This is a genomic window from Caballeronia sp. LZ016 (assembly GCF_031450805.1).
In the GTDB taxonomy this organism is placed as follows: Bacteria; Pseudomonadota; Gammaproteobacteria; order Burkholderiales; family Burkholderiaceae; genus Caballeronia.
Genome location: NZ_JARTVY010000004.1, coordinates 434,088 through 460,622, shown reverse-complemented (window position 1 = coordinate 460,622; position 26,535 = coordinate 434,088). Strand labels below are relative to the sequence as shown.

The following is a 26,535-nucleotide window of genomic DNA, read 5'->3' as shown; positions in this document are numbered from 1 at the left end:
CGCTGCAGAATCACCGCGTCGCATACGTCGCAGCCATCAACTCCAGATACCGGCGGCAATCCTCCACCGCGATTCGCCGCTCCGCGATCGCATGCGCTCCGGCAGCGTACGTGCGATCCCGCCGCGCAAGCTCGCCCTCCATCCCCAGGCCAGCCGCTGCCTCCAGATCGCGGATCGCGCCTTCCGTATCCCCGCGCTTCCGACGAAGCAAGCCCCGGTTCCGATATGCCAGCGCATCGCCGGGGGCGAGGCGGATCGCTTCGTCGAAGTCGCTTAGCGCGCCGTCCATATCGCCCTGATCACGGCGGGCGACCCCACGGTTGTTCAACGCATCGGCATGAGCGGGCGCGACGCGAATCGCTTCGTGCAAGTCCAGCAGCGCCCCGTCGATGTCCCGCCGCGCAAGCCGCGCGACGCCGCGATCGTTCAGCGCATCCGCATGAGCGGGCGCGAGGCGGATCGCTTCGTCCAGGTCGCTCGCAGCACCCGATACATCGCCCGCGTCGCGGCGCGCTCTTGCCCGGCGCGCGTAGGCGTCGGCGTAAGCCGGGTCGAGGCGAATCGCCTCGTCGTAATCGGCGAGCGCGCCCTCGATATCGCCGGCATCGGCCCGCGCCGCGCCGCGATTCGCATAAGCGACGGCGTGATCGGGCGCAAGCGCCAATGCAACATCGAAGTCGTTCAGCGCGCCTTCGAAGTCGCCGCTGGCGTGGCGGGCGTTGCCCCGGTTGCAGTGCGCGTCCGCGCGGCCGGGATCGAGACGCACGGCTGCGTCGAAGTCGCCGAGCGCGCCGGCGAGATCACCATTGCGCGCCCGGATGACGCCCCGATCGTTAAAAGCCGCCGCGAAATTGGGCAAGCGCGCGATTGCATCGTCAAGGTCCGCGAGCGCGCCCGCCGTATCGCCCGATTTCACGCGTGCGACACTGCGGTTGTAGTAGGCAACGGCGAAATCGGGCCGCAATCGCAAAGACTCGTCGAAATCGCCCAACGCATCGTCGACATGATCTTTCGCCATCCTGATGATGGCGCGATTCGCATAAGCCTCCGCCCGATCGGGAGCCAGACGGATGGCCGCATCGAAGTCCTGCAGCGCGCCGTCCAGATCGCCGACACGTCCGCGTGCAGCGCCGCGATCCACATAGGCTCCCGCCACGTCCGGCGCAAGGAGGATCGCACGGCTGTAGTCATCGAGCGCACCGTCGATGTCGCCGTCGTCGCTGCGCAGCGTGCCTCGGCTGTGATGCACGGCGGCATCGTCGGGGTCGAGGCGAACGGCTTCGTCCAGGTCACGCAGCGCATTCCGTCGATCCCCACGTTTGGCATGCAAAAGACCACGTGCGACATAGGCGTCCACAAAATGCGGTCTGATGCGGATGGCTTCGTTCAGATCCGCGAGCGCACCTTCCATGTCGCCGCTGCCGGCTCGCATATCGGACCGCGATACATAAGCCGAAGCGCGGCCCGGTTCGAGCCGCACCGCTTCGTCGAGATCGTGCAGCGCGCCTTGCGCGTCGTTCATCGCCAGCCGCAATTGCGCGCGGATTGCATGCGCATCGGCCCAGGCGGCATCGATGCGGATCGCCTCGTTCAGATCAGCGAGCGCGCCGGAGAGGTCGCCCCGCTCGCGGCGCGCGTTCGCACGGTTGAGCCACGCCACCGCATAACCCGGATCGAGCCGCACGGCGACGCCGTAATCGCGCAGCGCGGCTTCGATATTGCCCTGATCGCAGAGCACGTTGGCGCGGTTGTTATGCGCGACCGCATCGTCGGGACGGAAGCGGATCGCGGCGTCGAAGTCACGCAGCGCGGCGTCGAAATCGTCCTGTTGCACGTGCACGAGGCCGCGGTCGTGATAGGCGGCGGCATCGTCGGGGGCGAGGGCGATCGCGCCGTTCAGATCGGCGAGCGCGCCGTCGATGTCGCCGAGCTTCGCACGCGCATTGCCGCGTCGTGCCAGGGCGCGGGCATCGCGCGGACGCAGCGCGATGGCTGCGTCGAAGTCGCGCGCGGCGGCTTGCCAGTCGCCTTGCGTCTGCTGCGCGATGCCGCGTTCGACATAGGCATCCGCCAGCTTCGGCTGCGCGCGGATCGCTGCGTCGAAGTCTTCGACGGCGGCTTGCACGTCGCCCGTCTGGAGCCGAACCCGTCCGCGCTGCAATCGCGCATCGGCGTCGGCGGGCGCGATGCTTAGGCATGCATCGTAATCGCCAAGGGCCGCGTCCAGATCGCCGGCGGCTTGATGCAACTCGGCGCGGCCGCGATATGCGTGTGCGTGATCGGGTTCGAGACGGAGCACGGTGGCGAAGTCGTCGAGCGCGCCATCGGTGTCGCCCTTGCGCGCACGAACGCGTCCGCGCTCATACGAGGCCCGCGCGTTACGCTCATCGATGGCGATCGCGTGATCGAAGTCCCGCAGCGCGCCGTCCAGTTCGCCGATGCCCGCCCGCGCGATGCCCGCTTCGACGTACGCGCCGACGTGGTCCGGCGCGGAGCGGATCACATCGCCGAAATCCCGCAGCGCGCCCGCGACGTCGCCGAGCTGGCGGCGCAGGCAGCCACGGTCGATGTGCGCTTCGACGAATCCCGGCTGCAGGCGCAGGGCCTTGTCGTAGTCGAGCAGTGCGCCGCGTGCGTCGCCGCGAGCGCCGCGCACCTCGCCGCGCAGCCGGTACGCAGCCGCACAGTCCGGTTCCAGCCGGATCGCGCGATCGAGATCGCTCACGGCGCCGTCGAAATCGCCCTTCGACGCGCGCACGCGTCCCCGATGACGAAGCGCTTCGGCATCGCCCGGCGCGAGACGCAACGCGCGGCTCAGATCGACGATGGCGCCGTCCGCATCGCCCTTCGCGTATCGCACGAGTGCGAGCGCAACGTGAGCGTCGACGCACCCGCGATCGATGTCGACCGCGCGGCGATAGTCGAGCAGCGCGCCGTCCGGATCGCCGGCGGTCTCGCGCGCACGGCCCCGGCCGAGGCGGCCCGATAGATCGTCGGGCTCGCTGCGCAGGGCCGCATCGTAGTCGAGCAGCGCCGCGTCGGTCTGACCTTGCGCCATGTACACACGCGCCCTTTCGCGAAACCCGAGCGCGCTGAGCGGATCGAGCCGGATGGCTTCGCCGTAGCACCGCAGTTTGTCGTCGATGTCCGTCGCCGCGAAGCCCTGTTCGAAGCATTGCTGCGCGATCAGTTCATCGACCGCGACGGCGCGTGCCGAACGCGCGGCGGCGCGTTCGTTCAGCGCGGCGTCGTGCGCGAGGTCCATTCCTTCAGCCGGCAGCGGCGTGCGCCACGCATCGCGCGGCTGGAAGTGCTGACACCGGCGATGTATCTGCGCGATGCCTTCGTCGAAGCGATGCGCGTCGATGATGAGCGGTTCGTATTGCGCGAGCTTTGCCAGCTTGCCTTTGAGCCGTCCGGCGATCGCGGGCGATTCGAACGCGCAGCCGTCCGTGACGAGCGGAACGACGTGGCAGCGGGCGTCGAGGGCCGTCTCGATCTCGCGGCGCAACCGGTCATCGGGCCTCGATCGGTCTTCGAGCGCCGATGGCGTCAGCAGGACGACGAAGTGTGCGCAAGTCTGGATTTGCGTGCGCGCGATGCGTTCATAGGCGGTATCGGCGACGTCGAGGAAATCGAAGACCACGTCGTAACCGTGCCGCTCCAGATGCTGGAACATCGCGACGGCCCACGGCCGGTTGTTGCGGTGATAGCTGATGAACAGAGACCGCATGAGGCGCTCCATTGAGGACGGTCGTTCGATGAAACGGTCGCGTCGATGGCAAGCGGCAGTTGTGCGGAGTGTGCGCTTCGACAAGGCTTTTTTAGCAGCATCGACAAGCGCCGGCAACTCGGAGCGGTGCGGATAGGCAATGCCCGCCGCCTGCCGCGTCGTCCGCATTCACGAGGGCATCGACGGATAGGGAGACACGGCGTACCTGCCGGCAAGCGGCGCTGTCGGCGCATTGCGTGAACCCTCGGTGCGGGTTCGAACGATGCTCGATGGCGTCGAACAATCGCAATACGCGGCTCGCGGAACGGATTATGCGAGCTTGTCTGTCTTTCATGCGCCGAATGTGTTCTCGCTCCATGCCAGCCGACGTCGAATACAAAAGTCAGTCTTCCTCCGCTCTCCCTGCAAGCGTCGTCCTTGCGCGCGACTGGGCCGAGACGCCGCTCGGTCCGTCGCAGCACTGGCCGGTCGCGCTGCGTACGTTATGCGATGTCATCGACGGCTCCGCGCAGCCGATGTTCATCGTCTGGGGCCCGGAGCGCGTCCTCGTCCATAACGACGCCTACGGAATCATCCTGGCGGAGAAGCGTGCCGACGCGCTCGGCCGTCCGTTCCTCGACGTGTGGTCCGAGATCGAGCGTGAACTCGCTCCGCTGGTCGATCAGGCGTACGCGGGCATCCCCGTGCATATGGACGACATTGCCCTCACGATGCATCGCCACGGGCGTGCCGAGGAAGCGCACTTCGCGTTCTCCTACACGCCGGTGCGCGCCGAAGACGGGACGGTCGGCGGCTTTCTGTGCGTGTGTGTCGAGACGACGCAACGCGTGCTCGCCGAACGCGAACGCAGCGCCGTCGAGGCGCAACTTCGGGCGACGCTCGGGATCAAGACCGTCGGCGTCATTCGCTGGGACCGGCGATTCGGCCTTTCGGAAGTCAACGAGGGCTTTCTGCGCATGTCCGGCTTCACGCAAGACGAAGCGCTCGGCAAGACGTGGCGCGAACTGACGCCGCCGGAGTTCTGGCCGGAATCGGAACGCGCGGTGTCGCAGATATTGGGTACCGGCGAGGCCGTGCCGTACGAGAAGCAATACTTTCGCAAGGACGGCTCGCGCTGGTGGGGCCTGTTCGCGCCGGTTGCGTTCGGCGACGGCGCAATCGAGATCGTGCTCGACATCACCGAGCGCAAGGAAGCAGAAAAACGGCTGCGGGAGCGCGAGCAGCGTCTGCGGCTGATCGTGGAATCCGCGACGGAATACGCAATCGTCACCGCCGATTCGGATGGCCGCGTCACGACATGGTCGCCGGGCGCGGAACGCACTTTCGGCTATCGCGCGGACGAAATCATCGGCAAATCATGCGATGCGCTCTATGTGCCCGAAGACCTGGACGCCGGCATTCCCGCGCTGGAAGCGGCGCGAGCCCGCCGCGACGGACAGAGTTCCAATACGCGCTGGCATCGGCGTCAGGATGGCAGCCGCGTGTTCGTGAGCGGATCGACGAATCTGTTGCGCGACCCCGGCGGCGCGGAGATCGGCTTTCTCTACGTGATGCACGACGAAACCGAGCGGCGTCGCGCCGAAGAGGAACTGCGCGAGGCCGAGGAACGCTATCGCTTCGCGGCGCGTGCGACGAGCGACGCCATTTGGGACTGGAACCTCGCGAGCGACACGATCCAGTGGAACGAGGCCATCCAGGTGCACTTCGGTTTTGCGCCGGGCGTCATCCCCGGATCGAGCGCCTGGTGGAAGGAACACATTCACGCGCAGGATCGCGAGGCCGTCGTCGCGTCGGTCGAGGCCGTCATCGCGGGCGACCGCGATACATGGCTCGCGGAGTATCGGTTCGAACGCAGCGACGGCACATACGCCGACGTGCTCGACCGCGGCGCGGTGTTGCGCGACAAGGATGGCCGCGCCGTGCGGATGGTCGGCGCCATGCACGACCTGACGCGCCGCAAGCAGGCCGAGGCGACCTTGCGGCATCTCAACGAGACGCTGGAGGAGCGCGTCGTTCAGGAAGTGAGCGCGCGCCTCAAGACGGAAGAGGCGTTGCGTCAGAGCCAGAAGCTCGAAGCCATCGGGCAGCTGACGGGCGGCGTGGCGCACGACTTCAACAACCTGCTGACCGTGATCCGTGGCGCGGCGCAGATGCTTGCGCTGCCGAGCCTGCGCGAAGAGAAGCGCGCGCGCTATGTCAGCGCCATCGCCGAGACCGCGGACCGCGCAGCCAAGCTCACAAGCCAGTTGCTGACCTTCGCGCGTCGTCAGGCGCTCAAGCCAGAAGTATTCGACGTGTGCGAGCGCATCGGTTCGATCGGTGAGATGCTGCGCACCGTCGTCGGCTCGCGTGTGAAACTGACCATCGATTCGGCCTGCGACGACTGTTATGTCGATGCCGACGCGAGCCAGTTCGAGACCGCGCTCGTGAACATGGCGGTGAACGGGCGCGATGCGATGAACGGCGACGGCGAACTCGTTATCCGCGTGCAGCAGGCGAGCGCCGTGCCGAAGGTGCGCGGGCATGGCAAGGCGGACGGCGACTATGTGGCGGTCAGCGTCACCGACACCGGCTGCGGCATCGCGCTAAAAGACCTGGCGCAAATCTTCGAACCGTTCTTCACGACGAAGGAAGTCGGCAAGGGCACGGGCCTCGGCTTGAGTCAGGCCTACGGTTTCGCGAAGCAGTCGGGCGGGGAGGTCGATGTCAGGAGCGCCCCCGGACAAGGCGCCACGTTCACCATCTATCTGCCCCGCGTGCCGGCAGCCGTGGCGGGCGCGGCGCTCAAGAAGGCCGCGATCGAAGACGCGCGCGGTAACGGCTGCGTGCTGCTCGTGGAGGACAACGAGCAGGTCGGGCAGTTCTCGACCGATCTGTTGTCGGAACTCGGGTTCGAGACATCGTGGGCGTCGAATGCGGAGACCGCATTGCGGCTGCTGGAGCGGCATCCGGATCGATACGCCGTCGTTTTCTCCGATGTCGTGATGCCGGGAATGAACGGCATCGAGCTGGGAACCGAAGTGCGCAAGCGTCATCCGGACATTCCGGTCATTCTTGCGAGCGGCTATAGCCATGTCGTATCGCAGGGCGCCGAGCACGACTTTCAACTGCTGCAGAAGCCTTATTCGATCGATGAACTCGCGCGGGCCCTTCGACATGCGATCTCCAGCCGTTCGAAGTCAATCGGGCGAAGCGAATTTCACAAGGATCAGTGATGCACGATCTCCACGGTGTCAATGTGCTCGTGGTCGAGGACGAACGGGCGATCGCCATGCTCATGCAGGACATGCTCGAATTGCTCGGCTGCGGTGTCGTCGATTGCGTATCCACGTTGCACGATGCCTGCGCCCGCGCTCAGTCGGGCTCGTTCGATGTCGCTATCCTCGATGTGAATCTCGGCGGACATCCTGTGTATGCGGCCGCCGAAATCCTGCGCACGCGTGGCATTCCGTTCGTGTTCAGCACAGGCTATGGACACGGTGGCGTGAGCAATGAGTTCCACGGCGTGCCGATCCTGGCGAAGCCTTTCGCAATGACCGATCTCGAGCGCACTGTCGCGAGCGCCTTGGCTGCAAAGAGCGCGGACGGCGCATGAATAAGCCTGTCCGGCGGCGATTTTGTGACAAGACTTTTCTCCCGATGACCGATGGCTAGCTGCTTAGCGGTAAGAATTCACTCCGGCTTAACGCAGGGCAGACGAGTCATCGAAAGAGAATTCTTTCCGCCTGCATCCGCACGCGCGTCGTTCTTTCTCCTCTCGAACCGCTGCCTGTACTGTCAGTAGACCTGTCAAAGCTGACCGGTAAGGGTTAACGCGGCTTCTATTCTTCCTCAGACGCTCGAAGCGATCGGAAAAAACGCCCGCCCCGCGTTTTTTAGCTTCGTTCCAGTGTTCAGTCAAAAATCCCGATCCTAAGCCCCTCAAGCGTTAGCGGGGCATTTTGCGCGTATTCGATCGACCCAGACGTTTCGCAAGACTAACCAATGGTCCTTTGCGACAGTCAGTTTTTGCGGCCGATTTCGGTACGTTTGACGTACGAACTGACTCGGATTGGCGGAAAAACGACTAAGAATGACCGATTCCCTGTCAATCGTCTTAAAAAACGCGAACGTTTGTTCCGCGTTTGCAAACGTTTGCAGGAGTATTTCCCGTCTACGATATGAATAAAGCAACTGATTACTTTTTTCTTCGGCTGTTACATTCAGAAACGTCTCAGGGAGTTTTAGGACTTTATACTCCGGTCTCCTTAACGCAGACATGAATAAATTCCCGTGCCGTCGAACCAGCCCACCCGATCGCAGGACGAAACTTCCTTGTTTCCCGTGTCCAACCGCAACAACGCGCCCGTTTCGCGTAGAAGCTTCCTGTCTCTGATGATGGCAAGCGCCGGAAGTGCTGCATTGGCGGCATGCGGCGGCGGCAGCGAAACCATGTCTGCCGATAGCGTCGTGAACGCTCAGGCCGTCGCCAAGAGCGCCTCGGCGAGCGGAACCGTCATTCCCCCGGCCGCATCGATTACAGACAGCGCAGGCGCCGTGTGGACGCTCGTCGGCGGCCGCGTGAATCGCAATGGCGTCGGCGTATCGACCGGTTCGCCTGCCGCGCTCACCACCATCCTCTATTACAACGGCGCGATCTACGCGAAGAACTCCGCCGGTACGTGGTTCAAGAACGGCAGCCCGTGGCAGAACGTCGGTACGGCCGACCCGCGCGGCGTGGCGTCGGCGGCGGCTGCGGTGACTTCGGGTTCGAAGTTCTACGGCATCAACGGCCACCTCGCTTACGGCTCGGGCATCTACAAGACGTTGTCGGCGGCTGCTCAGCTCGCGATCCTCAAGGATCTCGGCGTGACCAACTATCGTGCTGACGTAGCCGATTCCGGCATGGCCAAGACCGTTGCCGCAGCGTTGACGGGCGCTTTCAAGGGCAGCGGCGTGTCGATCCTGCCGGTTCTGAATCCGCTGTCGGCCGGCTGGAATACGTCGCTTAGCGAAGCCTCGGCCTACACGCTCGGCTACAACCTCGCGACGGGCGTCACGACGCAGCTCAAGGGCCTCGTGTCGCACATCGAGTGCGGCAACGAACTCGACGTTCCGCTGAAGATCAGCGGCGACGGCAGCAGCGCGGCAAACTGGAGCGCCTCGGCGTGGCCGTCGCTGCGTGGCGTGCTTCGCGGCATGATCGACGGCGTGCGCGCGATCGACCCGTCGATCAAGTGCGGCGTGGGCACCGGCATTCCGCTGTCCTACCGCGCACTGCAAATGCTGTGGAACGGCGTGTCGCCGAACGGCACGACCAACGGCGTGAGCGGCGCCGCATCGCTTCGCTGGGACTTCACCTGCTATCACTGGTATGAGAGTTCGGGCGACATGCTGTGCGGCTGGCAGAACAGCAAGTGCTACGACGTGCTTCAGGCGCTGAAGGATTCGTTCGGTGTGCCGATCTGGTTGACGGAGTGGGGCTGGAACGCGCAGAAGGACACGATGGATCAAAAGAACGCGTACATTCCGAAGGCGCTGGCCGAGTACCGGTCGCTGAAGGACAAGTACAACATCGAATCGATCATGATGTACGCGGTCATCGACGACAACTACGGGCTCATCGCCGGCGATGGCGTCACGAAGCGCGCATCGTACGATGCGTTCAAGAACTTCATCAAGGCGAACCCGGTTTAAGCGGAACGCATTCGGCAAGCACGGAACTCAAACGCTCCGACTCTCTTCGAGTCGGAGCGTTTTTTTTCGCGCAGTCGATTACTTGGCCGGAATAAGATACTTCGGCAACGCGCCGAGCTTCCACTCGAAGCCTTCCTTGACCGTCACCGTCGATGTCGCGCCTTGCCAGTCGATCTGCTTGTACGTGCCAGGCGGCACCGGGACCGACGTGGGCACGGGGTCCGCGTCGACATCGCTTCGCCAGCCGACGATCACGCGGTCATCGCCGCCATACTGGAACACCTTGGTATCGCCGCTGTCGACGAGCGCGTGGTCCCATGCACGAGAGCCGATGTTGCGCATGAGCGTGGTCACGGCGACATACGACGGCTTCGGCGTGAGGTCGAGACGCACGAGGCCGAAGTTCGCTTCCTTGTCCGACGGCTTCACACCGTCATCGACGAAGTCGTACCACATCACCGTTTCCACCGCGTTGAAGCGCCGCGAGAGCAGGAACGTGCGCGCCGCATAAGCGGCCTGCTTCTGCTCCGAAAGGCCCGCTGCCGTCGGGCTCGACGGCCAGCCGATCTCCGTGATGTACACCTTGAGCTTTCCGATGTCCGGCCGCGGATGAGACTGCGCCATGTTTCGCAGATGCGGCCATACCGTCGGCACGTTCACGCGCGGCAGCGGCGATCCTTGCGCGCTGTAGCCGTGATCCGGGTCGTAGGGCGACATGTACGGATGGATGCTGAAGCCGTCCTGATACTCGATCGCACCGGCCTTGACGATCTGCGTGATGCAATCGCCGCCCGGCCCGCCGCCCGCGCCGCCGCCGCCGCACGACACGACATTCGCATCGGGGCTGACCTTCTTGATCGCGCTGTACACCGGCTTCAGCAGTGCGATGTAGTTGTCGTAGCCGATACGCTGAAACGCGGGCTCGTTCCAGATTTCCCACGTCTTCACGTCGTCGCCGTAGAAGCCGACGACCTTCTGCGCATAGCGCACGAAGAGATCGCGTTCCTGGTCCGTTCGCGGGAAGCCTTGCGGTCCCTTGAAGAGGGCAGGGTAGGCGCGAGCGTTGCCGTAATCGAGCACGATCAGCGGCTTGATGTTCATCCTTACCGCCTGACGCACGTAGCCGCCGTACTCGTTTTCGTTGCGCCCGAACTGAAACTTGCCGGGCGTTTTCTCGACTTCGCTCCAGTACAGTTCGTCGCGTATCCAGGTGAAGCCCGCCCGCTTGATGAGCGCAAGCACCGTCGCGGGATTGCCCTTGCGCTGGCCGAAATGCGTGGCGACGCCTGCATCCCTGAACGTGCCCTTGCCCGCAGCGAGCGCGGCGAGACTGACCTTGACCGAATCGCCTTCGCCGCCGCTCGCGGAGACGAGCTTCGCGTCCAGCACGTACAGGCCGGGGCCGGGCAAGGACACGTTGACCGTCGCTTGCGCGCCACCGTTGCTTCCTGTTGCCGACGCGCGATAGGTATCGACCGGCGTCTTCGCCAACTCGGCATTGTCGTCATAGCGATAAAGCGTGGCGACGACTTGCGCGCCTTCCGACGCGCCTCCCGCAAGTCTGAACGTGATGCGCTTGCTGCCGGCATCGTCACTGATGAGGGAGCCCGGCGCGTTCGATACCGTCAAGCCGCTGGCGGCGAACGCATCGTTGCTGACGACGAGTCCTGCGAACTGCGCGGCGAGCATCAGCGTGGCCGATGCGATGAGGCGCGGATGAATCGCGCGGCCTTGACGCGGGCCGCGCGGTAAGGCACGCATGGCCCGCGTCGTGCGAAGCACTGGCATTGAAACTCCTATGGAATGCGAACCTGTTTTGAACAGCGGTCATTCGCCTTCGATGACGCGCATCGGACGCGCGCGCGGAGTGCGCGGCGGCGCGAAGCGCCGGGCGCGGGTGAGTGCGCTGCGCGGTCCCTTGTGCCACGCTGCGAGCCGCTGCTCGGCGACATACGCCTGGAAGCGCGGCCAGTAAAGCAGCAGGTAGCCGAGCGGCACGAACGACGTGACCGTCGTGATGCTCACCGTCGACGATATCAACAGGAACAGCAACAACACGAAGCCATCCGATGCGGTGAACGCCACGACGCCGAACAGCAGGATCGCGCTGAAGAGGCCCATGTCCGCGATCGATGCAGGCAGGCCCGCGAACGGCACGCCCGCCACCATCATGTCCGCTTCGATGAGCCGGATGAACGGCAGATAGCGATAGTGCTTGAGGATCTCGGGCGCAGTGATGCCGGAAATGAGATCTTCGAGCTTAGCTTCGACCAGGAACGGATAACCGCCGAAGCGGTGACCGAACGTCTCCGATCCGAAGAAGTTGTGGTTCCCCATGTAGACCGACAGCGCCGTGATCGCCACCGCGAATGCGCAAAACACCATGAGCGGATGCGTCGCGCGCAGCGGCTTGCGGAAAGGGTAGAGCGCGGCGAACAGGAACAACAGCATCGACGACTTCGAGAAACTGATGATGAGGCCGAACACGTAGAGCGCGACGACACGCTTGTCGATGCGCTCGCTCGTCGCGAGATACACCACCAGCGATGCAACCAGCAGCGAAGAGAAGAAGCCTGCTTCACGCGAGAGCCCGGAAACGCGCGCGAAATAGAACACTTCGAAGAAGTTGGTGTACGCGGCGGTCGCATACGAGCCCCAGATCGCCTGTCCGAGTGCGCGCGGGCCGATAGCCATCGCGAGATCGCGGTTCACGTAGTACAGCACGAACTGCGCTGCCGCAAAGCCGATGTTGATGATCATCCACACGTGCAGATAGAAGATGCGTCGCTGCTTCGAATACAGCAGATAGCCGATGCATATTGCGATCGAGACGACCCGCACGGCTACCGTCGGCGAACCGATGAGACTGACCGCGACCGCGACCGCGAGCGGCCCGCTCCAGCGACGCGCAGTCGCTGCGAGAAATTTGGTGAAGCCCGGATCGAAGAACGGGATGAAGAGATAGAAGTAGATCGTGAAGCCCCCCACCTGCGGATTCAGAATCACGCAGGTGAAGAACATGTAGAACAGCATCGAGATCGTACGTGCGTACATGGGTCTCTCCGGACGCTAACGTCCATCGACTCGAATTGTTATGACGCCAATGGCAAGACCGCGCGCCGATGCTTCGGCGGCGGTCCGACTGCCTTGTCGAAAGGGGACGACGAGCTTAGTCCTCTTCCGTCGCCACGTTGGACATGTAGGCGCTTGCGTACGCATACGTGCGCTTCTCGCTGCGGCGCTTGGGAACCGCATTGAAAATCACGCCCGCGATACGCGCGCCCGTCAGGTCGAGGCGCTTGATGGCTTCCTGCAACTCGCCTTCGCTCTGCGCGCTCGGCCGCACGACGACCACCGAAGAACCCGCATTCGCGGCGATCAGGTTGGCGTCGCTCACGGCGAGGACGGCGGGCGTATCGATGATCACGAGGTCATAGCGCTGCTGCAGCAGATCGAGAATCAGCGGCAGACGCGGCGTCGACAACATCTTCGACGGATTCGCCGGGAAGCGGCCCGAAGTCATCAACGAAAGACCTGGCACATCCGTCGCGCGGATCGCCTGATCGAGCTGGATCTTGCTCGCGAGCACTTCTGCAAAACCATTGCTGCCGTGTTGCCCGAAGATCGAAGCGATGCGGCCGCGCCGCATGTCACCGTCGATCAACAGCACGTTCTTGCCCGTTTGCGCATGCAGCACGGCGAGGTTCGACGCGACAAAGGTCTTGCCGGTGCCCGGCGTTGCGCCGACCACGGCAAGCACGTTGTTCGGCGCGGGGCCGATATCGAGCATCAGCGATGCATGCACCGCACGCAATGCCTCGACGGCCATGTCCCGATCGCCGAGCGCAGACAGCGGGTGATGGCCGGCGTCATCGGCGGCAAGTCCCTTGGGATCGCGTTCGTCGCTCAGCACGCGCTGCGACGGGTCGCCGGCCAATGCGCCCGGACGGCTCTTGCCGGGCAGAAGCGATGCCTTCGACGGACGATCCAGACGCGCCTGCATCGGGCTGAAACTCACTGCACCGAATACCGGCAGGCTCAGACGGCTTTCAACCGAGTGCGGGCTTTTCACGCTGCGCGAAAGCTGATCGCGGAAGAACACGAAGAGGATACTTAGGACTACACCTGCAGCCGCACCGCCGGCAATGACGAGCGGGCGCTTCGGCTTCGACGGGTCCGTCGGATAGATAGCCGAATCGATCAGATGCACGTTGCCGATGGTGCCCGCACGCGTCACGGCGAGTTCGCTCGCCTTCTGGCGCATCGCGACGTAGATGTCTTCTGCGACCTTCGAATCGCGCGTCAGATCCATCAGCTTGCGCTCGGAGCCCGGCAGTTGACCGAAGCGCTGATCGAACGCCTGCTTTTGTGCTCTGAGCGTGGCGAGCTGCTCGTCGATGGTGCGCACTTCACGCGTGGTCGGCGCAAAGCGGGCCGCCGTCTGCGTGCGCTGCATCTGGAGCGTCGCGATTTGCCGTTCGATATCGAGACTGCCCTGAAGGTACGACGTTGCTTCCGTGCCGGGCTGCATCGAATTGGACGAGCGGCGGTAGCTGCTCAGCTCGGTTTCGGCGCGTTGCAGCTCGCGCTCGAGTCTCGGCAGTTCGCCCAGAATGAAGTTGCGCGTGACGCTCGCTTCCTCGCGATGCTGATCCACGTGCGCCGCGATATACGTCTGCGCGATGGCGTTCGTGATTTCCTGCGCGAGGCGGGGATCTTCGTTTTCGTACAGCACTTGAACGACGCCCGAGTCCTTCGTCGATTCCATCACCTTGAGGTTCTTGGCGAAGCGCGTCACAGCCTGATATTCGCTGAAGCGCGTGACGTTGAACTCGGTGCCGGGACGAGCGACGAGCTTGTCGATCATCAACGAGATGCCGTCAGCGTTCGCCGGGCGGCCAACGGTGCCGTGCAGGATCGAATTGCCATCCGGATCGACCAGCTCATACGCGCCTTGCGGCAGCACACGCAACAGCAGCTTTCTGTTTTCCAGGCGCGGCGGCACGTCGAGCTGGCTGACGTTCACTTCTTCGCCGCCCCATGCAAAGGAGCTGAAGCCGAGCACGGGCGACGAGGGCTGGCCGGGTGTCGCCAGCAGTTCGGAAATGCGGCCGGCAAGCGGCATTTCGCGCGGCGCGACCAACACGTCCTGATGGTATTTCTTGATGACCGGCAAAAGCACTGCGCGGCTCTGAATGATTTGAATCTCGGCGTCGGTCGGCAGCGTCGAGGGCACGACCTGCTGCTGGCCTTGCGTGTTGTTCACGCCAAGTGCGTTGGGGTTCGGATAGTCCACCTTGATGAGCGCATCGGTCGCGAACATCGGTGTGGCGAGGTAGGCGTAAGCCGTCGCCAGCGCCGTGATGCCGATGATGATCGACACAACGAGCCACGCGTTGTCGACGATGAGCTTCCAGAAGTCGCTCGCGGAGAACCCGTCGTCTCGACTGCGCACAGGGACTGGATCGATCCCAAGAACTGGTGTGTTCATTAGAGGGTTTCCTTATGGATTCGAATGTCGGTCCAAAAACCAGCGACGCGCGGTGCAAGGAATACCGTTCCCGCAATCGCACGGCCAGTAAAAAATTCCAACGTTTGCTAGAGAAGAAGAATGTTTGGGACGTCCAAACACCGGACAGCCCACCCGAAAAAGACAAAACTCGGGAAAACGCGTAGCCGTCGCAATACCGCCTACCTTCCAGCCTCGTCAAATTAAGGTACGTGCGATAACGCACATTACGAATAAAGGGACGTAGCAGTCGCAAAAAGTCTTCGTCGATTGCATAGTTGGGGTTGACGCGCATGAGCTTTTCCTTCAGAGCCGATGTTGCAGCGCAAAAGAAAAAACGAACGTGTAATCTCAACTCGCTGTTTGTAGAATCTGCATCAGCTTCTTCGCGGCGCCTTCCCATTTGAACTGCGCGGCGTGCGTCAGGCCGGCGCGCCGATGCTGCGCGCGCAACGCGTCGTCCGTCGCCATCAATTCGATCTTGGCCGCGATGTCTTCAACGGACGTCGCATCGCAATACATGGCCGCCTCGCCGCACACTTCCGGCAGCGACGCCTCCTTCGATACGATCACCGGACAGCCGCAATACATGGCCTCGAGCGGCGGCAAGCCATAACCCTCGTAGAGAGAAGCAAATACCAGGCAAGCCGCGCTGCTATAAAGCGCCTTGAGTTCGCCATCGGTGACGAAACCGGCCCAGATGACGCGATCCGAGTATGACTGCTGTGCCGAGTCGTTGTTCGCGAAGACACGCGGATTCGCGCCGCCTGCAATCACGAACTTGAAATCCTTGTCGAGATGGCCGAGCAGCTTCGTCGCGGCGAGCACCCTTTGGAGGTTCTTGCGCGGATCGAGACTGCCGACGAGGATGCAATACTTGTCCTTACCAAGCGCGAGCTTATCGAGAATAGATGGCTCTGCCGTGACACGCTCCATGTGATCGGCGCCCGGCCTGATCACTTCGACGCGCGACTCATCCAGGCCCAGGTGATGGCATATGCGCTCGCGCGAGAACCGCGAGACAGTGAGTATCAGATTCGCTTGCCGGCGCAGCACGGAAAATCTGAGCCGATACCACATCACGAATTTCTTGGAGAACCCGTGCGGCACGTCGTAGACGGCCATGTCATGGATCATCAGAAGGTGACGCCGCTTGAAGAGCGGGCCGGTATTGCACAGACTAATCAACGTGTCGCGCCGCGATTCGAGCGGAAGCGTGATTTGCTCCCACAGGTTGCCCTTGAGATTACGGGCGATGTGCGTGGTACGCGCGACCAATCCCAGATCGGTTGCGTCGGGGGGCACCAGCACGGGGAGTTCGGTCGGCGATGACGCGCGTGACTGCATGGCGCGCGTCAATTCATACGCCACGCGTTGCACGCCGGTAATACGCTGTGAGGCGAACTTGCCGTTTATTGCAAAGCCCATCGAGTGTCCTTGGTTTTTTGCGAATGCCTATGCTGCCTATGACGCGGACGCCGGCCTCGCATCGACAGGCGTGCGCCAACACACGCAGACGAACGAAGCAGCCTTTCTATCAGACGAGAATCGATTTGTCATTCGCATTCAACTCGCTTATGTGCGGTAGCGGACGCCCGAAAATCTTTTGTTATTCCGCGTGAATTTCTTTAGCGCAGCCGGGTCTCTCTCTGCCTGAGACTGAATGCGATGTAAGCAGTTTTCAGCCCGGACGACCGATCGTCTTATTTCGATCGCTCTATCCGGGCTTCGTTGCCGAAGCGGTGCGCATCGCTTAGAGTGTCGACTTTACAGCGCATCGTGAGGATGTTGCCATCGTCCGTCACTGCTGCCTGAAGCTCGCCACCGCATCGAACCCACGCGCGCTTTGCGCGTTTGGCATCATCCGTGCTAAAGGTCGGTGTCGCGTCGCTACCCTCGGATCATGCGTGCGGTCCTGTGCGATTGCATGCAGGCCGCGAGCGTATGCAGTGCCGTGCCTTGTCGAAACGACACTTTTGAACGTATGGGACAAGCAATGTCATTCGTCACGCGTGTGAACTCGATCGTCGGGGTCATCGCGCGCGCGCTCGATATCGTCCGCGTTATAAGCCTCTTTCTCGTCGCGACGGTCTCGATGTGGCTGTTCGAGAGCATGGAAAGAATGGTGAACCGCGTGAAAGGTAGTCGTCAGTAATTCAAGCGGCGTCGCGTTACGTCTGCGTTTTGCGCGAGCGGCGCTGTCGTTTGCAAACTCAACACACCATTGGCGGTCTGCCAAATCCGGAAGCGTCCATGTATCAGGAGAGACTGTGAAAGTTGCCATTGTCCACGACTGGCTCGTGGTGACCGGCGGAGCCGAAAAGGTATTGCAGCAGATCATCGACTGCTATCCCAACGCCGACATCTTTACCCTCGTCGACTTTCTGGAAGATCGCACCTGCCTCAGGAATCGTCCGGTCAAGACATCTTTCATCCAAAAGCTGCCGTCGGCAAGAAAGCGCTACCGGAGCTACTTGCCGCTCATGCCGCTGGCAATCGAGCAGTTCGATCTCTCTGGCTATGACCTGGTCATATCGAGTTCATACGCGGTCGCGAAGGGCGTCATCACCGGCCCGGATCAGTTGCATATCAGCTATATGCATTCGCCGATCCGCTACGCGTGGGACCTGCAGCACCAGTATCTGACCGAAGCTGGCCTCTCCAAGGGGTTCAAGTCAGTGCTAGCGCGCGGTCTGCTGCACTATATTCGCGGCTGGGATGCGCGCTCGACTAACGGCGTGGATCACCTGATCGCCAATTCGCACTTTATCGGGAGGCGCATCAAGAAGGCGTATCGCCGCGACGCGACGGTCATTTATCCGCCGGTCGATGTCAGCGCATTCTCGATGCGGTCGCAGAAGGAAGACTTCTATGTGACGGCGTCGCGCATGGTGCCGTACAAGCGCATCGACATGATCGTGAAGGCGTTCTCGATGACACCCGAGCGGCGTCTCGTCGTCATCGGCGACGGTCCCGACATGCACAAGGTTCGCGCGGCCGCGGGCCCCAACATAACGATCCTCGGCTATCAGTCGTTCGAAGTCTTGCGCGACCATCTCCAGCGCGCGCGCGCCTTTGTTTATGCTGCCGAAGAAGACTTCGGAATTTCGATCATCGAAGCGCAGGCTTGCGGCACACCTGTCATCACCTATGGACGCGGCGGTGCACTCGAGACGGTGATCGGCATTCCGCGCGAGCGCCCCACCGGTGTGTTCTTCAAGGACCAGACGCCGGCATCGCTGAATGAGGCAGTCACGCGCTTCGAGCGTAATCTGCATGCGTTCGATCCCCGCGTTTGCCGCGAGAACGCCGAGCGGTTTTCCAGCGAAATCTTCAAGGCTTCGCTGACGTCGTTCGTAGAAATGCGGGTCGCACGCTTTCAGTCAGAAGCGGCTGTAGACCGCCGGCCCATGCATCATGAGCTTGCAGTGCATGAGAATGCGGTTGCATCCGTCGAGCCGTTGGAGTGACAACGTTCCCGTCGGGCTGAACGATCAGCTGGCGGTCTTGGCAGTATCGATGAGTGATGTGGCGGCCACGGGCCTGAAGCCCGACGCGATTGCGGCCAGCGCATGACCGACAGTACGCGCGGCCAGCGGCACGTGAACGCCTGAGGACTGCTGCGTGCTCTCACAGCGTTCCCGCGCGGTGAGAGGCGTCTGTCCGTAAAAGCCGAGGAAAGGTCCCGCGTTCGCCTTTGCGCGGAGATACATGCGCGCTTTGTCCGTCAACGCGACGAGCATCTTTTGATCGATCTGCTCCTCGTGGCGTCGGAGCGTATCCAGCGCCGTGGACGCAACGGCCAGCGATTGCGCGAGCACCGGAAGCGCACGGCCAATGCCGACATCCAGCAAGCGAAGGACGCGCGGGAGGTCGCTCGGACTATCGGCAAGTTCACGGTTAGCGAGCAGAATGGCCGCGTCGGCCGATCCCCGCGCGCTTTGAAACAGGCTCACGGCATCTGCGAGCGTGAACCTGTCGCGCGCGCGAAGGCGAATGGCCGCATGAGCCAGCGCGCATCCTATTAGCGGGTCATCGCGTACGCTATTCCAGTCGAATCCGTTAGTGAGTTCCTCGGCAAGGCGCGGGGCCTGGACCATCTCATCCATTGCAAGAAGCGACAGCAGGGCGTTGCGGGGCCCTTCCGAGACACGCGAGACAACGACGTTCAACGGATAGTCGTCTTCGCGATCGCTTTTGCGCGGCGTAAGCAGCACCTTTACGTGACCGGCAGGAAGCGATACGAAGCACGCGGAAAGTTCAGGACCCACGATCTGCAATAGCGAGGGTTCGCGTGTCGACAGTTCGAACTGCTTTGCATAATCATTCGATCGATGCTCCGTGCTCACGAGTTCGGCAGGCCGCCAGGTGCCGAATTGCTGCGTCCAGAGCCGTCCCCAGACCTGGTAGGCACGCGTCTCGCTGAACGAAAGGCGCGATGCCTCCGCGAGATCGACATGCGCGGCTGCCCATGTAAGCCAGTCGGGGACATCGTCCGGAACGAGGTCGATCGTATGTTGAGCGAAACGTCCGATGAACGGAATGCGCCGTGTGATGTTCGGACCATTCATCGTGGCCACTTTTACGACCACCGCGGACAGCGCGCTGTGGCCCGGTCGCTCAAGACTCTCTGCTGATCTTCTCAGGACGCTCGCATCATCCGGCAATTCCACTGTCGTGGCGTGCTTCGTCGAAATAAGCACCCGTTCCACTGCCGACCCGAGCTCGCTCTTGACCTCCGCAGGCAATGCGACGTCTTCCTTATCGTCATCACTCAACGATGCGAGACTGAGGATAACGACTCGGCTCATGACATGAGGCTCTTCGAAATAGGAAGGAGCATAGTAGTTCAAATGAAACGCTTTTACTATGAGCAATGTCGCCCGCACGCGCGGTGCAACGTGCACGGGAGACGCGACTTCATTTCTTCAGGACATCCGGGCTAGGCGCCGATGCAGCGTCGAATGCGTCAGCCGAAGGAATGGGAAGTGTCATCACGCGCTGCGCCTGCGCATCGAACACTTCGCGCGAAAAGCGGCGGCGAAACTCTTGCGCAATGGATGCGACCGGCACTTCCCGCGCGGCGAAAACGCGCTCGACGAAGGCATTGTGATCGCCCGGCGAAAAGAGCAGTGCGTTCGGCAAGTAGGCATCCAGCCCCGACACGCGCGCGACGACGATAGGACGCTCCGCGAGTATCGACTCGATCATGACGAGTGGCACGCCTTCGAATGCGGAGGGCAGTACGAGCGTATCGCTCGCGACGATATAAGGAAGCACGTCCGTCTTGCGTCCTAATATGCGCACGCATTCCGACAACAACGGGCTTGCTTCGACCATCGCAGCCAGTCGCCCGGAATCCGGTCCTTCACCAATGATGATCACGATGGCGCGTTTGAACGCGGCCGCATGGCGTTCGATCGATTCGAGCAGAAAGTCGTGCCGCTTGTGCTCGAAGTCGACGCGTCCGATATGAGCGATGATCGTCGTGCCGTCGTCGGGCAGGCCGAGCATCGCCCGCGCGTCTGAGCGCGTGAGTGTCGAGTGACCGAAGCGGGAATCGACGTAATTCTCGAGAATCATCGTGCGCGCGTTTGGTGCCAGAAAGCGCAGCTTGGCGCGCAAATGCTCGTTCAAGGTGACGTATTCATTCGGCATGCGATACACGCCGCGCTTTGCGAGCCACTTCGCTTTGTCGATAAAACGCGTGGTTTTAGGGCAGTCGTCGACGAGCGGCAAATAGCTGACGCTGCGTGTCCCGGACAAACGCGCGGCAAACAGGCCCGCGAGGCCCGAAACGATGGTGCCCTGAGCGACCAGCAGCTTATGCAGTCGCAGGTCGCGCAGTATGGCCGCTGTCGAACGTGACATGCGAAGCATTGCCCAGAGATTGCCGCGTATGGATTCGGCGGTATAAGGAAGGGCAATCGTCTGCACTTTGCGGTGATCTCTCGCAAGGTCGGCCACGTAGCGAAAGAGTGCCGGATTGTCTCTCGGCACAAAGATGTGCAAGGCATCGATGTCCGCGCTTTGTACAAGCGCGAGCATGAAGCGCTTGAGCATCTCTTCGTGACCGCCGTTTATGCCCGAGTCGCAATAGATTCCGACCTTCACGACGTTCTCCCTTTGTGCGCGCCTCGATGCGCGTCTTCCCGGCCGTTCTGTCGATACGGATCAACTCGTCTGTGCATGAAGACCTTTGCGACCGCTTGCTGTCGATGTCGAAGAAACATCATTGGCTGGCGCCTCATGAAGCTTAGGCAAGAAAGGACCGAAATATTAGAGCGTAATGGTTTCAAAAAGGTCTCGCGTTGGCCACCAGCGATTCTGATACGAGTTTCGAAGCCCGGAGCGTGCTGCAAGAGCATTATTGGGGCCACCTGGCAGGAATGGCTGCGCCTTTCCATCCCGACGCGCCGTATCAGAGCAACGCACGTGTGTTCAGCTTACATTCTTCCTGCTTCGAACGCTTGAACGATCGTTCGCAGGGCTATGGATTGTACCGGCGAGGAGAGTATTTTCGGCTATCTAACGGTGCATCGGTGTGCTAACGTCGCTTGTCAACTGTGAACCGTGCCGCCGACAGCGAGGCCGCACTGGCCCGATCGGCGCTGTCCGCAAGGCAGCCGGCAACTTGTATGAAGTGACGTTTGGATTCGTTCTGAACCGCGCCCCGGCACACTCGCCGTCAGATATGACCATGGATGAGCAGGAAGAGTTGCGGTCCCTTTACTCCGTGATCTGCCCTCGTTGCCAGAGCGTCTCGCAAGCGGGTGATATCGCGTGCCCGTACTGCGGGGCCGATCGACATGGAGCCGTTCTCACACGAGCCGACGAGCCGCTCGCGCCGCACGAGGAATTCGTGCAGGCGGAACTGCCTGCTTCGTTCACAGTGGGCAGTGTGAGCGTGCCTGCAACGAAGCGAAACCGTACGGCAGTGTTTGCGGTGGTCCTTGGCGTCGTCGCTGTATCTTACGGACTCGTGCGTGCCCCCTCGCACGAGAGCGCGCAAATATCGGCAGTCGATCAGGTGAGCGCCACAGGAGCCGTGCGGTCCGCAGCATCGGTCAACCGTGCAGCGCTGTCGGGCAACGACCGTGCGATGCAAACGGATACATCGCTGCGAGTAGTAGCTTTTGGCGTGCCAGTTCGATCGCCACTGCCGCCGTGCGAGGTGGAAGGCGCGGCAGCGTTCGGCCTGAGGATGTTCTGGTGCGACGCGCTATCGCTTGGGCGTCCGGTTCTGCCGCTCGGCATGAACACACCGGATAATGCGGCGGCTGCAGCGCTTACATCTGCACGGAAAGACGTCGAGTCGAGCGGTACGACGAAGAGTCGGCCCTCGACAAAATCTGAACGCAACGAATCACGTATTTACGCAAGTGCTAAAGAAAAGGAGAGCGGGAAACGGCTTGCCGGGTCACGAAAAACCATGGCGTGCGGTCACAAAAAGAGCGAAGCATGCAACGCGAAGTCGCCGGTTCGAGCATACGCGGCTGGAGAAAAGCGGCAACGCGCGCCTCACGTTGCATCGTCGGCCAGAAAGAGAGAGAACGTCGAATCCTTTCGGGGGTCGAGCATAGGCGCGAATGCCAGCAATCCCGCAATGACTTCAGCTGGCAGCTGGACGCCGCCTACCAATGCGGAACCGATCATGGCCACGGGCCAGGCGGAAAGCGGAGCGTCGTCTCAGGGAGTGAAAGCACCCAGGGGCCGCGGAGAAGCGCACTGAGATGTGCGCATATCGTTCAGTATGGCGAACGAAGCGTGATTGCGGAACCTACACCACCTCGCCGCTTACTTCTTCGCATATCTGCCGGCCACGAATCCGAGCAAAAGCCCGACTACGAGGACCACAACGCCAAGTCCCCATAACGTCAGAAGCTCCGAACGATCAAACGTGAAACGGGGCGAAACAACCGCTGCGACCTCGCGTGCATCGACTTGCGTCATTCGAGGAATTTCAGCAATCCCATAGACGCATATCTCTCCGCTCGGCAATGAGCAAAACCGGTCAGCAGGGCATTGCTTCAAAATCTTCTGCGGCGCGCCATCGCCGCACACCGCTCCTGCGCCCTTCAGCACTCGGAGCGTCACGTCGGGATACTTGGTGATTTGTTCCGGCATGAGATGGCCGCCTTCGTCGAACGAACACGGACCATCATCAATACGCCGTCGAGGCTAAAGATGCAACGAAAAATGCGCCTGCCTCAGGCTGCGAGTGCCTCGTCAATTTCGTCGATGTCCGCCACCGATCGCATTGCAGCGGCATGCTCGCGAATCAGCTTATAGACCGTTTCGCCCGGCACCGTTTCGGATTCGAGCAACTGATCGGCAATCGCGCGCAACACCGGCTCGTTAGCTTTCAGCAGCGAGAAGCACGCATCGTTCAGGTCGTGCAGAAGCTCGTTCGCATGCTCGATCGCCGTCTTGAGTTGCAAGCCTGCGACCTGCTGCGGCAGGGCGGCCAGACTGAAGAGATTGCCGTCCGTGTTGAAGCCGAATTTGGAAACCATATCCAGTCCGATTCGCGACGCTTCCTGCAAGTCATGCGCAGCGCCACTCGACGCTTCTTTGAATATCAGCAGTTCCGCATTGCGTCCACCAAGCAGCACCTGAATTTCGTTGCGCATCTCCGTTTCTCGATAGAGATGCTTGTCTTGCGTCTTGGTGATGAGCGCCACGCCCAACGCGCCACCGCGCGGCAAGATCGTGACTTCTTCGAGCACGCCCGTATTCAGCAATGCCGCGACGAGTCCATGACCCGCTTCATGAATGGCAATGCGCGTGCGTTCATCGTCTGACAACGCGCGCTCAGCACCGTTGATGTCGCCGATGCGCGCGATCTTGACCGCTTCGACGAAGTGCTCCGCGGCCACTTCCTTTTCGCCTGCCTTGCGCGCGACGAGTCCCGCCTGATTGACGATCATCGCGAGCGTGGCCGGAGAAAGGCCTGTTGTCAGACGCGCGAGCTGTGCGAAGTCGATGTCGCCAGCCTTTGTTTTCAGGTTTGCCCCATAGAAACGCAAGATCTTCTCGCGGTCCTCGATATCCGGCAGCCGCACTTGAATTGTTCTATCGAAGCGGCCCGGGCGACGCAGCGCTTCGTCCAGATTATCCGGGTGATTCGTCGCCGCGACGATAATTACGCCTTCGTTGGATGCAAAGCCATCCATTTCCGCAAGCAATTGATTGATGATGCGGTTGCTCTCCGTTTCGACCGGTCCGCCGCCCGTGTCCGTGCGCTTCCCCAGGCCGTCTGCTTCGTCGATGAAGATCACGGTCGGCGCGTTCTTGCGCGCGAGCTCGAACAAGTGCTTCACCTTCTGAATGCCGACGCCATAATACTTGGCGCTGAAATAGCTGCCCGTGATCGCAATGAAGTTCGCACCGCACTCGCCGGCGAGCGCCTGGGCAAGCCGTGTCTTGCCGACGCCGGGGCCGCCGGTCATCAAGATGCCGCACGGCGCGCGCACGCCCATGCCGGTGAATTGCGCGGGCTCCGTGAGCCACGCGCGAACGTCGGCAAGCGCGGCCTTTGCCTCGCCCGCGCCGATGACATCGTCGAAGCGCATCGTCGGTGACTTGGCGAGCAACTGCGCGCCGCCGCGCATTTCGCGGCGCATGAACCACAGGAGACCGCCGACCATGAGTACCGGCAAGAGCACGCTGAGCACATCGCGCAGACGGTCGAAGCTGTCGGTCCAGCGCGCCATTCCAGTCTGTACATTTGCGTCCGGCAGCCAGATGAGCTGGTAAGGCGCCTTGGCGCCTGACTTTAGATCGCCAACCAATAATGCGTTGGAGAATGAGCCGTTATGGTCGGCTACGAAGTATTTCTCGCCGCTTTGTGTGGACACCAGAATGGCGTCGCGACTTACACCGATTGCCGTGACCGCATTCGAGCGCATATCTCCCGTCAGTTGGGACACGTCCTTCTCGCGGTGCGTCCAGGGCGTCGCGTCTGTGCGCATCTCACTTGCAACACCGGGCAGCGCCAATGATTCATGTTGCGGCAGGGCCGCATTGTGACGCCAGATCAAAGCGGTCGCGGCGGCGGCCAGTGCGGCGACGGTCAAGCCATATACGAAGAAGCGGCCAAAGCGTGACCGCAAAAGATTCCTTACCGGTTTCATCTGGCAAATCCTGGACGGGTCGCGCCCGGCGGCCCTTTGATCTAAGCCGGAGCGCTTGGCGTCCGGGTGTGTCGGAATGCTTCGGTGGTGGGATGCCCGCCGTGCTCGGCTTGACGATTGACCTTGAACCGCTAGGGAGAAAGTTGCTTAGTGCATTGCCATTTTAACGGCAGACGGTGCGTGTTCTTGATTGAGACGCTGGAAAGCGGTAATAGCTACGCAAAACTCACTGCAGTCATGCGCCTTTGCACACCGTCGTCGAGAATAGCACAGCATTTAAGCGCGTTCCACGCGGTAATTAGTGCAGGTCCGGCGTGCACCCTCGAAGCCGCCTCCAAGCTGGATTCGGATCGCGCGTCTCCGCGATTTCCCTATGTTACGATCGTAACAACACTGCGTTAAACTGAGATCAACCTATCAAAACGTGTTGTGCGTCGTCCGTGCGCAACTACAGGATCTCATGGTGGAAACAGCTTCGAAGTCCGTCGTCGCATGGCCGGGCAAAGCGCAAACTCACGCGAGCGCTCGAAATCCGGGCGTGCCTTTTGACCTCGCGTGGCTGGATGGACTGCGAGTGAATCAGTCGGCTGTCTCGCGCAGATCATCCACGCTCGGCACACGCCGCACCGTCAAGAAGGACGCGCAAGCCGCGTGGCTGCTCAAAGCCATTACGTGTATAGACCTGACCACCCTGAGCGGCGACGATACCACCGCGCGTGTCGAACGCCTGTGCGCTAAAGCGCGCCGTCCTTTGCGCGACGATCTGCTCGATGCGCTCGGCATGTCGGCTCAGCCGATTACGACAGGCGCGGTCTGCGTCTATCACCGCTTTGTCAGAGCGGCCGTCGATGCGCTCGAAGGCAGCGGCATTCCAGTGGCGGCCGTGTCCACCGGCTTCCCTGCCGGACTGAATCCTCATGCACTCAAGCTGAGAGAAATCGAAGCATCCGTGGCGGATGGCGCTAAGGAAATCGACATCGTCGTGACGCGCGAGCATGTGCTGACAGGAAACTGGCAAGGGCTTTATAGCGAGATGCGAGACTTCCGCGCGGCTTGCGGCGATGCACATGTCAAAGCCATTCTTGGCACCGGCGACATTCGCACTTTATCCAATGTCGCTAAAGCGTCGATGATCTGCATGATGGCCGGCGCGGATTTCATCAAGACTTCGACCGGTAAGGAAAGCGTCAACGCCACGCTCGACGTATCGCTCGTCATGGTGCGCATCATTCGCGAGTATCTCGCGCGCACCGGCGTAGCAGTCGGCTTCAAGCCAGCAGGCGGCGTCTCTACGGCCAAGTCCGTGCTTCAGTACCAGATACTGATGAAGGAGGAGTTGGGACGCGCGTGGCTCGAGCCGGAGTTGCTGCGCATCGGTGCTTCCAGCCTGCTTGCCGATATCGAACGGCAACTCGAACACCATGTAAGCGGACGCTATTCGGCGTTCAATCGTCATCCGGTCGCTTGAATCAAGCACTCAA

Annotated in this window: 15 protein-coding genes; 6 read left to right on the top strand and 9 right to left on the bottom strand. The window is 61.8% G+C overall.

Annotation, left to right across the window (positions count from 1 at the left end; genetic code table 11):
* Positions 1–10: 10 nt before the first annotated feature.
* The gene (locus P9220_RS22600) at positions 11–3,733 is read right to left on the bottom strand and encodes a tetratricopeptide repeat protein (RefSeq protein WP_309767860.1); all 3,723 of its coding nucleotides are present in this window, start codon (positions 3,731–3,733) and stop codon (positions 11–13) included.
* A gap of 356 nt (positions 3,734–4,089) precedes the next feature.
* Here P9220_RS22600 and P9220_RS22595 point away from each other — a divergent pair, with 356 nt between their 5' ends.
* The 3 genes from P9220_RS22595 to P9220_RS22585 all read left to right on the top strand — a co-directional run bounded on the left by P9220_RS22595 (position 4,090) and on the right by P9220_RS22585 (position 9,409).
* The gene (locus P9220_RS22595) at positions 4,090–6,948 is read left to right on the top strand and encodes a PAS domain S-box protein (RefSeq protein ID WP_309767859.1); all 2,859 of its coding nucleotides are present in this window, start codon (positions 4,090–4,092) and stop codon (positions 6,946–6,948) included.
* Positions 6,948–7,328: a response regulator gene (locus tag P9220_RS22590; protein ID WP_309767858.1), complete on the top strand. Its 381-nt coding sequence runs from the start codon at positions 6,948–6,950 to the stop codon at positions 7,326–7,328. Before P9220_RS22595 ends, P9220_RS22590 begins: the two co-directional genes overlap by 1 nt.
* Before the next feature lie 836 nt (positions 7,329–8,164).
* Positions 8,165–9,409: a glycosyl hydrolase gene (locus P9220_RS22585; RefSeq protein ID WP_309767857.1), complete on the top strand. Its 1,245-nt coding sequence runs from the start codon at positions 8,165–8,167 to the stop codon at positions 9,407–9,409.
* A gap of 78 nt (positions 9,410–9,487) precedes the next feature.
* On the opposite strand, the gene P9220_RS22580 is transcribed toward P9220_RS22585, so the two are convergent.
* The 4 genes from P9220_RS22580 to P9220_RS22565 form a co-directional block, all read right to left on the bottom strand.
* A complete protein-coding gene (locus tag P9220_RS22580; protein ID WP_309767855.1) occupies positions 9,488–11,170 on the bottom strand; it encodes a cellulase family glycosylhydrolase in 1,683 nt (560 codons plus the stop codon).
* Positions 11,171–11,236: 66 nt separating this feature from the next.
* Positions 11,237–12,463: a hypothetical protein gene (locus P9220_RS22575; RefSeq protein ID WP_309767853.1), complete on the bottom strand. Its 1,227-nt coding sequence runs from the start codon at positions 12,461–12,463 to the stop codon at positions 11,237–11,239.
* A gap of 115 nt (positions 12,464–12,578) precedes the next feature.
* The gene (locus P9220_RS22570) at positions 12,579–14,900 is read right to left on the bottom strand and encodes a polysaccharide biosynthesis tyrosine autokinase (RefSeq protein ID WP_309767852.1); all 2,322 of its coding nucleotides are present in this window, start codon (positions 14,898–14,900) and stop codon (positions 12,579–12,581) included.
* Between the two features lie 369 nt (positions 14,901–15,269).
* Positions 15,270–16,346 carry a glycosyltransferase family 1 protein gene (locus tag P9220_RS22565; RefSeq protein ID WP_309767851.1) on the bottom strand — a complete coding sequence of 359 codons (1,077 nt, stop codon included), beginning with the start codon at positions 16,344–16,346 and terminating at the stop codon, positions 15,270–15,272.
* A gap of 568 nt (positions 16,347–16,914) precedes the next feature.
* Between P9220_RS22565 and P9220_RS22560 the strand changes: the two genes are divergently transcribed.
* Both P9220_RS22560 and P9220_RS22555 read left to right on the top strand, forming a co-directional pair.
* Positions 16,915–17,073, top strand: a complete 159-nt coding sequence (locus tag P9220_RS22560) for a hypothetical protein (RefSeq protein ID WP_309767850.1) — start codon at positions 16,915–16,917, stop codon at positions 17,071–17,073.
* Between the two features lie 115 nt (positions 17,074–17,188).
* The gene (locus P9220_RS22555) at positions 17,189–18,388 is read left to right on the top strand and encodes a glycosyltransferase family 4 protein (RefSeq protein ID WP_309767849.1); all 1,200 of its coding nucleotides are present in this window, start codon (positions 17,189–17,191) and stop codon (positions 18,386–18,388) included.
* 24 nt (positions 18,389–18,412) lie between these two features.
* Here the strand turns inward: P9220_RS22555 and P9220_RS22550 are convergent, their stop codons facing one another.
* The 4 genes from P9220_RS22550 to P9220_RS22535 form a co-directional block, all read right to left on the bottom strand.
* The gene (locus tag P9220_RS22550) at positions 18,413–19,729 is read right to left on the bottom strand and encodes a hypothetical protein (RefSeq protein ID WP_309767847.1); all 1,317 of its coding nucleotides are present in this window, start codon (positions 19,727–19,729) and stop codon (positions 18,413–18,415) included.
* A 109-nt stretch (positions 19,730–19,838) separates the two neighbouring features.
* Entirely contained in the window at positions 19,839–21,032 is a 1,194-nt protein-coding gene (locus P9220_RS22545; protein WP_309767846.1) for a glycosyltransferase, read from the bottom strand.
* Between the two features lie 1,683 nt (positions 21,033–22,715).
* Positions 22,716–23,045: a hypothetical protein gene (locus tag P9220_RS22540; RefSeq protein WP_309767844.1), complete on the bottom strand. Its 330-nt coding sequence runs from the start codon at positions 23,043–23,045 to the stop codon at positions 22,716–22,718.
* An 83-nt stretch (positions 23,046–23,128) separates the two neighbouring features.
* Positions 23,129–25,054 carry an AAA family ATPase gene (locus P9220_RS22535; RefSeq protein WP_309767843.1) on the bottom strand — a complete coding sequence of 642 codons (1,926 nt, stop codon included), beginning with the start codon at positions 25,052–25,054 and terminating at the stop codon, positions 23,129–23,131.
* Between the two features lie 460 nt (positions 25,055–25,514).
* Here P9220_RS22535 and deoC point away from each other — a divergent pair, with 460 nt between their 5' ends.
* Positions 25,515–26,522: a deoxyribose-phosphate aldolase gene (deoC, locus tag P9220_RS22530; RefSeq protein WP_309767841.1), complete on the top strand. Its 1,008-nt coding sequence runs from the start codon at positions 25,515–25,517 to the stop codon at positions 26,520–26,522.
* Positions 26,523–26,535: the final 13 nt, after the last annotated feature.